The sequence below is a fragment of the Pontibacter sp. CAU 1760 genome (assembly GCF_054482735.1).
On the sequence record NZ_JBTLRL010000006.1, the window covers coordinates 150,239 to 162,033 of the forward strand.

The window sequence follows — 11,795 nt, forward strand, 5'->3', positions numbered from 1 at the left end:
GCAACCCAGCGAACCCGACCTGTTATGGTTGGGTTCGCTTTTTTTATACCCTCCTGAATAGATAGGCGAGGAGTTTAGCTGAAGCGTGTGCCTTGCGCTTAAATGTTTAACTTCAAGCACCTGTTAAGGGTATAAAGGCATCAATTCATACCTATAAAATAATAGAAGGGCACATGGTAAAACTAGGAGTCATTGGGTTAGGCGACATTGCCCAGAAAGCATATTTGCCGGTTTACAGCAATCTGGAGGAGGTGGAACTACACCTGTATACCCGCAACCAGGTGAAGCTGCAGCAGATCAGCAGGCGATGCCGCTTGCCGCACCTGCACGCGTCGCTGGCCTCGTTGCTGGAGAGTGGCATACAGGGGGCTTTTGTGCACAGCGCCACCGAGGCCCATGCAGCAGTGATCGAGCAACTGCTGCAAAGGGGTATCCATGTATACGTCGATAAGCCGATTACCCTTGATGCCGAGTCAACCAGGCACCTCACCGAATTGGCTGAGTCGCGGAACCTGATCCTGATGGCGGGCTTTAACAGGCGCTATGCCCCTGCTTACCGGAAGCTCAAAGAAGTGGCGGAGCCAAACCTGGTGCTGATGCAGAAGAACCGAGCGGCTCAACCTGCTCCCATCCGGACTTTCATCTTTGATGATTTTATACATGTGGTGGACACACTGCGCTTTATGTTGCCATACCCTGCAAAAGGCCTTCGCGTGAGCGGCAGGGTAGCGGAAGGACTGCTCTACCAGGTGACGGTGCAGTGGGAGACAGAGGCAGGGACAGCCATTGGCATTATGAACCGCGACAGCGGCACCTCCGAAGAGCGGCTGGAGGTGATGAGCGCCACAGAAAAGCGCATGGCCCTGCAGGTGTCGGAGGTGTTTATCCGGACGGGCAGTGATGAGAAAAAACTAGGGAGCAGCGACTGGGAACCAACCTTGCACAAACGGGGCTTCGAGCAAATTGTAGCCGACTTTATTGCTGCTGTCAACACAGGCAAAAAACCCGGCATAACTGCAGCCGATGCCCTGCAAACCCATGAACTGTGCGAGCGCATTGTGGAGGAACTACAGGCAAGCCAATAACAGCAACCCGCTGCCTCCGTAGAACCATCCGAAGGGCAGGCCCTCGCTTTCAGATTCCGCTGGATGCGGGGGCGTCTGGCAAATTGTGAAACAAGCAAACAAAGCATGACGCAGCATACAAGGATACAGCACATCGGCAAGCCACGCGTGCTCATCATTGGGGGTGGATTTGGGGGGATAGCACTGGCAAAGTCGTTACGGGATGCGGATGTGCAGGTGGTGCTGGTAGACCGCGAGAACTACCATACCTTTCAACCGTTGCTTTACCAGGTAGCCACTGCCGGTGTCGAGTCAGACTCCATCATCCATCCGTTCCGAAAAATCTTTAAATCACAGGAAAACTTTTTTTTCCGTTTGGCGCAGGTCGAGCGGATCGACACGGTGCAACGCCTGGTCGAGACTTCGATCGGGTTGATTGAATACGATTACCTGGTGCTGGCAACCGGCGCCACGGCCAACTTTTTCGGCGATAAGCGGATGGAGGAGAAAGCCATTGCCATGAAATGCCTGAATGACTCCCTCACGCTCCGCAATACCATTTTGCAGAATTTCGAGAAGGCCCTGCAAGTGGCTGACGAGGAGCAGAGGAACAGCCTGATGGACTACGTGATTGTGGGCGGCGGCCCCACAGGCGTGGAACTGGCGGGGGCGCTGAGCGAACTGAAACGGCATGTCTTTCCGAGGGATTACAAAGAGCTGAACTTCCGCGACATGGACATCCACCTGGTGCAAAGCGGACCGGTGCTGCTGAAGGGAATGTCGGCGGAAGCATCTGAAAGTGCTCTGAAGTACCTGCAGGACTTTGGCGTGAAGGTATGGCTAAACCGACGCGTGAAAGCCTATGATGGCTATACCGTGTCGCTGGACTCCGGGGAGACCTTGATTACCCGCACGCTGGTGTGGGCTGCCGGAGTGTACGGAGCACCTGTAGCGGGGATCAGGCCTGAGAGTGTGGTGCGCGGTAACCGCCTGCAAGTAGACGAGGTGAACCGTGTGGCGGGGTATGATAACATTTTTGCGATAGGGGATGTGGCTGCCATGAAGAGCGAAGCTTATCCGGAGGGGCACCCGATGCTGGCCCAGCCCGCGATGCAGCAGGGGCGTCTACTGGGCAAAAATATTACCCGCCTCCTGACGGGCCAACCACTCCAGGCCTTCGACTATGACGACAAGGGAGCCATGGCCACCATAGGCCGCAACCGTGCGGTGGCAGACCTGAAGCTGTTCAACAAGGAAGTGAAAACACAGGGCTTCCTAGCCTGGCTTATCTGGATGTTCATTCACCTGATCTCGGTGGTGGGTTTCCGCAACAAACTGGTGGTGACAGTGAATTGGCTGTGGAGCTATTTTACGTATGATACCGGCAACCGCTTCATCGTTGGCCATAAGCAGGAAAACCTCCCGATAGAAGATAGCATTTCCGAAAAGGCCGTTGTCTGATGAGGTTAGCAGCGCATTAACTTAATTCAAGCGAACTGTCACGCAAGACATCAATCTGGCTCCGGGACTGAGGGCTTCGGCAAGCAGAATTCTAATTGGCTGGCGGTAGCGGGAATTGTATGGATTTACTGGATTCAATTTTTCCGGAACTTGAGCGGACTGAGCTGCAGGTGTTTATTGATAAAGTTGTTGAAGTGCGTACCCTCTGAAAACACCAGGGCACAGACTAGGGCAGTCACGTTCCGGGCGGTGTGTTTTAGCAGATCTTTGGCTTCTTGTAAAACACGCTCCGCAATCGGTTGGGATGTTGTTTTTGAGTCATCTGCTGTACAGCCCTTATAGTGTAACCTTGTGTACTTGCTGCTGGCCTTAACGATTTTCAAACAATGGCCACCTCCGCCTAGCCCTCTATTGGAAGTAACATAAATTAAATGGGCTTAGGTTTTATAATAAGATAATACTGTATCAACACAACCAATCCGCTGCTGTAAGTGAGCGGATTGGTTGTGTTGAGGTTATTAGAAAGGGTAATCGCGCGGTTCATCCTGGTAACTGACCCACTGGAGGGTGGTGAGCTCTTCCAGGATCCACTCGCCGCCAAAACGGCCGATTCCAGAGTTCTTCTCACCTCCGAAAGGGGTGTTCATTTCATCGTTCACCGACTGGTCGTTGATGTGCACCATACCTGCTTCGATTTGCTTTGCCAACCGGAGGCCTTTCTGCAGGTCTTGGGTATGGATGGCGCTGCTGAGGCCATAGGGGGTGGCGTTGGCCAGCTTTATACCCTCCTGCTCCTCCCTGAAAGTAGTAATGCCAATCACGGGGCCAAAAACCTCTTCCTGGAAAATCGGGTTATCCTGCGTCACACCGGATAGCACCGTCGGTTGTATTACATTGCCTTCGGCCTGACCGCCTGTTTCCATTTTTGCGCCATGCTGCACCGCGCGGTCTATCAAATCGAGCACGCGCTTCACAGCCTCATTATCTATAAGCGGACCTACCACAGTGTTCTTGTCACCTGGGTCGCCGGTCGGCAGGTTTTTTGCTCTGGCAACAAATTTCTCCAGGAACGGCTGATGCAGCTTCTCGTGAATGATGATGCGGTTCGTGGACATGCAGATCTGGCCCTGGTGCATGAAACGCCCGAAAATGGCCGCGTCGACCGCACGGTCCACATCTGCATCTTCCAGAATCACCAGCGGGTTATTACCGCCTAACTCCAGGGCCAGCTTTTTGAGGCCTTCTCCGCCTAACTTCCCGATGCCCTTGCCCACGGGCGTAGAGCCTGTAAAAGAGATGAGTTCCGAGAGCGGGTGCGCCACGAAATGGTCACCGATGATACTCGATTCACCAACCACCACATTGATTGCCCCCTTGGGTACACCCGCTTCCTCAAACAGTTTGGCAATGAAGGTCCCGCCTGTTACCGGTGATTGGGAGGCGGGCTTCATCACAACTGCATTCCCGATGGCGAGGGCAGGCGCCACGGTGCGCATCGAGAGGTAAAGCGGAAAGTTCCAGGGGCTGATCATCGCCACCACTCCCAGGGCTTTGCGGTATACCAGGCTTTGCTTGCCGGGGGTAAAGGAAGGAATGGTATAGCCATCCATGCGCATGGGCAATGAGGCGGCCTCCAGTAACATCTGGTAGGTTTGCAAATGTTCTATCTCAGCCTTGAGGTAGGTGCTGCCAACTTCCTCTACCAACCAGTTGATAGTCTCCTCTTTCCGCTCCTGCAGCAGGTTCGCTGCCTTCAGCATGACCTGTTGCCGCTCGGTTGGCAATGTCACGTTCCAGGTCTTGAAGGCTTCCCTGGCTTTTTCAAAGGCTTTGTCCACATCCGCTGTGCTTGCTCCCTGAAAGGTATTGAGCAGGTTGCCGTTAAAAGGGTTGAGGTTTTCGATGGAATGGTCTTCTGTTCCCTCGGTCCATTCCCCGCCAATGTATTGTTTGTTGAGATGCTGGTAAGTTTCCATAGTTGATGGGTTTAATGTTTCTCGCTATTAAAAACTAACAGGTAAATACGGCAAAGGGTTAATTTTTTCTCTCAAACCAGCAAGTTCAATGGGTCAGAGAATGTGTGTATAATCGGGTGGCCTTAACGCAAAACAGCCGCCCTATCCGAAGACAGGGCGGCTGTTTTAAAAGCGATAACGGAAGCTTTAACTTGCTGCTATTAACGCATAAAGGATTATCTGCTTAGCTAAGCACCAGTTTAGAGAGTTCTTTCGACGGCAGTTCTGAAGCACCCATCAGGTAGATGTCTACAGCGCGTGCCGCTTCCCGTCCATCCGAAATGGCCCATACCACGAGCGACTGCCCACGGAAAGCATCGCCGGCTGCAAAGATGCCCGGTACGCTGGTCTGCCAATCTTTCAGGGCAAAGTTACCGCGCTTGTCCAGCTCAAAGCTGAAGTTCGACATGAACGCATCGTGCGCCGGACGCTCATACCCGATGGCGATCAAGCCAAGGTCGCACGGCAGGATGCGCTCGCTTCCTTCTTTCTCGGTATACTCACGGCTGTTCTTCCACTCAAGTTCCACTACTTTCAAGCCTTTCACGTGGCCGTTCTCGTCGCCTACAAACTCTTTGGTGAGCCAACCCCAGCTGCGCTCACAGCCTTCTTCGTGCGAGCTAGAGGAGGAGTAGGTCATTGGCCACTCTGGCCACGGGTTGTGCGGAGCACGAACGTTGGATGGCATGGTACGATACTGCAACTGGCTCACCGACTTCGCGAAATGGCGGTTAGCCGTTCCCACGCAGTCAGAGCCTGTGTCGCCGCCGCCGATCACCAACACATGCTTGTTATTGGCATGCAGGTCCTGCTCAGGGGCAATCTCAACACCGGCTATGCGCTTGTTGTGCAGCGTCAGGTAATCCATCGCAAAATGAATGCCCTTGAGGTGGCTGCCCGGTATGTCGAGCGCACGAGGTTTTGTAGAACCGATGCACAAGACCACCGCGTCATACTTGCGGTGCAGCTTTTTCAAAGTGGTTTCCTTACCGATCTCCACACCTAAATGGAAGCGGATGCCTTCTTCTTTCAGCACAGCCAGGCGGCGGTCTATCGTCCACTTCTCCAGCTTGAAATCGGGAATACCGTAACGGAGTAACCCGCCGGCTTTATCGTCCTTGTCGAACACGTGCACCTCGTGGCCCGCCTGGTTTAGCTGGGCGGCAGCGGCCAGCCCAGCAGGGCCGGAGCCCACCACGGCAACTTTTTTGCCGGTGCGGCGCTTTGGCGGCTGTGGCTTTACCAGGCCCAGTTCAAAAGACTTCTCCGCAATTGCCTTCTCGATGTGCTCAATCGTTACGGCTGGCTTGTTGATCGACAGCACGCAACTCGCCTCACAGGGAGCAGGGCAGATGCGGCCCGTGAATTCCGGAAAGTTATTGGTGCTGTACAGAATCTGTGCGGCACGTTCCCACTCGCCCTCATACACGGCATCGTTAAAGTCCGGGATCAGGTTGCCCAGCGGACAGCCGCTGTGGCAGAAAGGCACTCCGCAGTCCATGCAGCGGGATGCCTGCTGCTGCGTCTTCTTTTCAGGGAAGACGGTATAAATCTCGTTCGAGTCGTTTATTCTTTCCTTCGGGTCGCGGGTTTGCGGCAACTCACGGTCGTAGGTCAAAAATCCATCTGCTTTTCCCATCAGGCTACTATTTTTATCATTTCTGGTTCTTTTACTTGCAGGGCCTTCTTCAGGTCGTGCGGCATTACTTTCTGGAAGTGCTTCTGCTCGGTTTCCCAGGCTTCCAGCAGCTGGCTGGCCAGCACGCTTCCGGTGTTGGCAACATGCTCTTTCAGTTTCTGCGCTATCCAGGACAGGTCTTCCATCTCCAGTTCCTCCAGGTCCACCATGTCCAGGTTACACTGTTCCGGGAACTTGCTGGCAGGGTCGTAGATGTAGGCGATACCACCGCTCATACCGGCAGCGAAGTTCTTCCCAACATTGCCCAGCACCAGCACTTTTCCGCCGGTCATGTATTCGCAGCCGTGGTCGCCGATGCCTTCCACTACTGCCTCAACGCCGGAGTTACGCACGCAGAAGCGCTCGCCTGCCATACCATTGATATAAGCAGTGCCGGAGGTAGCGCCATACAAGGCCACGTTTCCGGTAATGATGTGCTCATGCGCCACATAGGTGGTGCCCTCAAACGGCTGCAAAATCAGCTTACCGCCCGACAGGCCTTTGCCCAGGTAGTCATTGGCTTCGCCAATAAGGCGGAAGGTAAGGCCTGGGGCCAGGAAGCCGCCAAAGGTCTGGCCAGCCGACCCTTGGAAGGTAGCTGTGAAGCTGTCCTCCGGAAGGCCTGCTTTGCCATACTGGGTCGATATTTCATAGCTCAGCATAGCGCCTACAGAACGGTCCACGTTAATGATGCGGTACTCTGTACTGGTTTTGCCCTTCTGGTAATCTTTTATCAGTTTTCTGTCCAGCACCTGCTCAATGTCGTGCACCTGGTGAATCTGGTTATAGATACCCACGTTGTTAGGCACTACCTCCTGATGCAGGATCGGGTCGAAGTTTAGGTTTTTAAGCTTCCAGTGGGTCAGGTTGTTACGCACCTTCAGCACCTGGCTTTGGCCCACCATTTCATTGATGGTACGGAAGCCCAGGGAGGCCATGATCTGGCGTAACTCCTCGGCCATGAACATGAACAGGTTCACCACGTACTCCGGCTCGCCGGTAAACAGTTGGCGCAACTCCGGGTTTTGGGTGGCGATACCCACTGGGCAGGTGTTCATGTGGCACTTACGCATCATGATACAGCCTTCAGCAATCAGGGCAGCGGTGGCTACGCCATACTCCTCGGCTCCGAGTAAAGTGGCAACTGCCAGGTCATACCCTGTCATGATTTTGCCATCCGTTTGCAACACCACGCGGCTGCGGAGGTTGTTTTTCACCAGTGTCTGGTGTGCTTCGGCCAGGCCAATCTCCCACGGCAGACCCGCATGGCGGATAGAGCTAAGCGGGCTGGCACCCGTACCACCATCGGCACCGGCAATCATGATGGCATCGGCCTTCGCCTTGGCCACACCGGCGGCAATGGTTCCCACGCCAGCTTCAGCCACCAACTTCACGTTGATTCGTGCGTTCGGGTTCGCATTCTTCAGGTCGTAGATCAGCTGCTTCAGGTCCTCAATCGAGTAGATGTCGTGGTGCGGTGGCGGCGAAATCAGACCCACGCCCGGGGTAGAGTGTCGTACCCTGGCAATCCACTTGTCCACTTTGTGGCCTGGCAGCTGCCCGCCTTCACCCGGCTTGGCACCCTGCGCAATTTTGATCTGTATCTCATCGGCGTTAGCCAGGTAATGGCTGGTTACCCCGAAGCGGCCGGAGGCCACCTGCTTGATGGCAGAACGCTCGGAGTCGCCGTTTGGCTTAATGATGTAACGGGCCTCGTCTTCGCCGCCCTCGCCGCTGTTGCTCTTTCCGCCGATGCGGTTCATGGCAATAGCCAGCGTGCTATGCGCCTCATGTGATAGGGAGCCAAATGACATGGCTCCGGTTGCAAAGCGCTTCAGAATCTCAGAAACGGGTTCTACCTCCTCTAAAGGCACCGACTGCCGCTTGCGGAACTCAAACAGGTTGCGCAGCGTGATGGTGGACTCCTGGTGCTTGCGCACCAGCGCAGAGTATTCTTGGTATAAACGGAAGTCGTTCAGGCGCGTGGATTTCTGCATTAGGTGAATCACCTCCGGGCGCAGCAGGTGCTCCTCGCCGCGTCGTCTCCACTGAAAGTAACCACCGGTCTCCAGCATAATATCATTATCCAGGAAAGCGGACTGGTGCTTGATCAAGGCTTCTTTCTCCAGGTCCTCAAAGTTGAGGCCGTCCAAACGGCTGATCGTGCCTTTAAAGCACTTCTGGATCACATCCTGGCCAAAGCCGAGACACTCAAATATCTGCGCACTCTGGTAAGACTGCAGTGTGCTGATGCCCATCTTAGAGAGGATTTTCAGCAGGCCGTTGCCAACAGCCTCTTTAAAATGGTCTGCATAGTAGTTGAAGGGTTGGCTGTTATCCAGCTTCTCCTGCTCCAGCATGCTCTGGATGGTATCATACACCATGTAGGGGTACACGCAGCTGGCGCCATACCCTATGATCGTGGCAAAATGATGCGTCTCCCAGGCGTCTCCAGCCTCCACTACCAGTCCGGTTTTCGTGCGGATGCGCTTGTTCACCAGATGGTGGTGGATTGCCCCAACGGCTAACAGGGATGGTATGGCTGCATTTGTAGCCGAAATCTCGCGGTTCGAGATGATCAGGATCTTGTTTCCGGCACGTACGGCAGCTTCTGCCTCCAGGCAAATCTGGTCGAGCGCCTTCTCCAAAGCACCTGTTTCGGTGGTGGTGAAGGTGGCCTTTATGACAGCGTGGTCAAAACCCTCGCTTCTGAGGTTGATGATCTTGTTGTAATCGCCATGGCTAAGCACCGGGTGCGAGATATGGATCTGGCGGGTGTGCTCCGGCGTTTCGTCCAACACGTTCAAGGACTCACCCAGGCGCGTGAACAGCGACATCACCAATCGCTCCCGGATCGGGTCGATGGGCGGGTTGCTTACCTGGGCAAAGTGCTGCTTGAAGTAGTTGGACACGTGCTGGCTTTGTAGCGACAGCACCGCCAGCGGGGCGTCAGAACCCATACTGCCCAGTGGCTCGTAACCCGAAACCGCCATGGGCTTGATGATCATTTTCAGATCCTCGTAGGTATAGCCATAAGCCTTCTGGCGCTGCTGCAGTGCCTCCGGCGAAACCTCCTTCAGGCAATACTCCGGCTCAGGCCGCGTGTGCAGCTTGATGCGGTTCTGCTGAATCCAATCGAAGTACGGCTTGTCGTCGCATACCATGCGCTTGATTTCCTCGTCTTCGTAAATCTTGTTTTCGGCCAAGTTGGCCAGCAGCATTTTACCCGGCTGCAGTCGGCCGCGACGCACCACGTCCTTCGGGTTCACCGGCAAAGCGCCGGCTTCGGAGGCCATGATCAGGCGACCCTGCTGCGTAATGCAGAAGCGCACCGGGCGCAGGCCGTTCCGGTCGAGGGTAGCGCCTATTTGCGTACCGTCGGTAAAGAACAGAGCAGCCGGTCCATCCCAGGGCTCCATCAGGGCCGCGTGGTATTTATAGAATGCTTTCTTGTAAGGGTCCATAAACTGGTTGTCCTGCCATGCCTCCGGCACCAGCATCATCATTACGTGCGGTAACGGACGACCTGAGAGCGTCAGCAGCTCCACCATGGCATCCAGGTTGGCCGAGTCGGAGTTGCCGGGGTTAGTGATTGGCAGAAGCCACTTCATTTCCTCTTCCGTAAAGTACGGGGAGTACATAAGCGCTTCCTTAGACTTCATCTTGTTCACGTTACCGCGGATGGTGTTGATCTCGCCGTTATGCGCGATGAATCGGAAGGGCTGCGCCAGTTTCCAGTTCGGGAACGTGTTGGTGGAGAAGCGGGAGTGCACCACCGCCAAGGCCGACTTAAAGTCCGGGTGGCGCAGGTCGTGGTAATACTTCTCTACCTGGTCAGTTTTCAGCTGCCCTTTATATATAATGGTGCGCGATGAAAAGCTGGCCATAAAGAAGGTGCCGTTCTCGCCGCTTACTGTTTTCTTTACTTCATGCGTAATCAGGCTGCGCAGCACAAAAAGCTTGCGCTCCAACTCCTCGTCGTTAATGTCCAGGTTAGAGGGCTGCACGAAAACCTGCTCTATATAAGGCTCTACAGCCTTTGCCTCGTGGCCAGGCACGCGCCCGTTAACAGGCACCAGCCGGTAGCCCAGCAAGTCGAAGCCCAGTTGGCGGATACAGCGGTTTAGTACCTGCCGGCACTTGTCCCGAACTTCATAAACAGACGGAAAAAAGATCATGCCCACGCCATACGAACCCTCCTGTGGAAGTTTAATGGCAAACTCACTCAACTGCTTCCTGAAAAACTCGTGAGGCAACTGCACCAGAATACCGGCACCATCGCCAGTTTCGGCGTCGCTGCCTGTTGCGCCACGGTGCTCCATATTGGTCAGCATCGTGAGCGCGTCTTTCACAATGCTATGGGCTTTTTTGCCGTTCAGGTTCACTACACATCCTACACCGCATGCATCATGCTCAAACTCGGATCTGTACAACCCCGCATTTATGGTATTATCTTGATTCATTGAATATAAAATGAGGGTAACACTTACTTATTTGTGTAAACGAATTCATAATTTACAACACGATTTCGCAAAAAACAAAAGCATATTTATAGATATTGTATAGAAGTGGCATTTGTAAATGGTAAAAATTTAAAGAAAGACCCTTAAAACTGCTTTTTTGTGAAAATAGGCGCCTTTATCCGGCTGCCAGGCACTAAGCTTGGCAAAAATCAAATTCTGAAGGTTTTTTTAGAAACTGTACAATCAAAAGGCAAAAAACGGTCAAATCCGGAGTTCATACATCGAATGTTATAGCTGCCAGGATGCGCCGGCACACGAAAATGCCTGGGGATGATGTCTTTTAATAATCCTATTTAAGCCTGACTTTTCTGTTTTGCGTATTGGCTGCCGATGGTAGTGAATGGCTGTTAGTTATTAACCGAATATGTTGTTTTTTGGGTTATTGTTAACTATAATTGGTAAAAGGTATGCAATTGGTAAAGTGAACCTGCTGAATGGAAACAATTTTACCTATTTTATTTGCTGCGATCGCAGGGATGGGGCATGCCTTTGAGGCTGACCACTTATTGGCTGTAGGGAACATTATCACCCGCCGAGACAGTGTGGTGCTGGCTGTGAAGGATGGCATTTTCTGGGGACTGGGCCATACCACCACGCTGGTCATCATCGGTTCTGCTATTCTGCTGAGCAGAGCCACATTTTTAGCCTCAGATCATTTCGAAGCTTTTGTGGGCCTTATGCTGGTTGTGATGGGCGGGAGCAGGCTGTTTACCCTGAAAAAAGCCGCAAAGGCTGGCTCCCCGCGCTATCAGCACAGCGTAGCCTATACTGTAGGGCTGTTGCATGGCCTGGCGGGTAGCGGCGCACTGGTGCTTCTGGTCATGAGCGAAATCAGCACCCTGTTCCTGGGCATCTCCTATATGCTCGTCTTCGGTATTGGCTCTATGCTGGGCATGTTGATAGCTGCCTGGCTGTTCACCATCCCCTTCACCCCTCGCATGAAAATCAACAAGTCGATGCGGTTGGGGGCAGTGGCCGTTTCCTCCCTGCTCTGTATACTGTATGGAGGCTGGATGATTTTCCAGAACTTTCTTTCACACCCGTTATAGCCTGA

Annotated in this window: 7 protein-coding genes; 3 read left to right on the forward strand and 4 right to left on the reverse strand. The window is 53.7% G+C overall.

Features of this window, described 5'->3' with window-relative positions; all coding sequences use genetic code 11:
- The first annotated feature begins 173 nt into the window (after positions 1-173).
- Both ACXYMU_RS10450 and ACXYMU_RS10455 read left to right on the forward strand, forming a co-directional pair.
- Positions 174-1,085: a Gfo/Idh/MocA family protein gene (locus ACXYMU_RS10450; protein ID WP_458986333.1), complete on the forward strand. Its 912-nt coding sequence runs from the start codon at positions 174-176 to the stop codon at positions 1,083-1,085.
- A 105-nt stretch (positions 1,086-1,190) separates the two neighbouring features.
- Positions 1,191-2,525 carry an NAD(P)/FAD-dependent oxidoreductase gene (locus ACXYMU_RS10455; protein ID WP_458986334.1) on the forward strand — a complete coding sequence of 445 codons (1,335 nt, stop codon included), beginning with the start codon at positions 1,191-1,193 and terminating at the stop codon, positions 2,523-2,525.
- A 134-nt stretch (positions 2,526-2,659) separates the two neighbouring features.
- Here the strand turns inward: ACXYMU_RS10455 and ACXYMU_RS10460 are convergent, their stop codons facing one another.
- The 4 genes from ACXYMU_RS10460 to gltB all read right to left on the reverse strand — a co-directional run bounded on the left by ACXYMU_RS10460 (position 2,660) and on the right by gltB (position 10,681).
- Entirely contained in the window at positions 2,660-2,908 is a 249-nt protein-coding gene (locus ACXYMU_RS10460; protein WP_458986335.1) for a helix-turn-helix domain-containing protein, read from the reverse strand.
- 135 nt (positions 2,909-3,043) lie between these two features.
- On the reverse strand, positions 3,044-4,501 hold the full coding sequence (locus tag ACXYMU_RS10465; protein ID WP_458986336.1) for an aldehyde dehydrogenase family protein: 1,458 nt from the start codon (positions 4,499-4,501) through the stop codon (positions 3,044-3,046).
- 223 nt (positions 4,502-4,724) lie between these two features.
- The gene (locus ACXYMU_RS10470; RefSeq protein WP_458986337.1) at positions 4,725-6,179 is read right to left on the reverse strand and encodes a glutamate synthase subunit beta; all 1,455 of its coding nucleotides are present in this window, start codon (positions 6,177-6,179) and stop codon (positions 4,725-4,727) included.
- Positions 6,179-10,681: a glutamate synthase large subunit gene (gene gltB, locus ACXYMU_RS10475; protein WP_458986338.1), complete on the reverse strand. Its 4,503-nt coding sequence runs from the start codon at positions 10,679-10,681 to the stop codon at positions 6,179-6,181. Before gltB ends, ACXYMU_RS10470 begins: the two co-directional genes overlap by 1 nt.
- A 494-nt stretch (positions 10,682-11,175) precedes the next feature.
- Here gltB and ACXYMU_RS10480 point away from each other — a divergent pair, with 494 nt between their 5' ends.
- On the forward strand, positions 11,176-11,790 hold the full coding sequence (locus ACXYMU_RS10480) for an urease accessory protein (protein ID WP_458986339.1): 615 nt from the start codon (positions 11,176-11,178) through the stop codon (positions 11,788-11,790).
- The last annotated feature ends 5 nt before the right edge of the window (positions 11,791-11,795 follow it).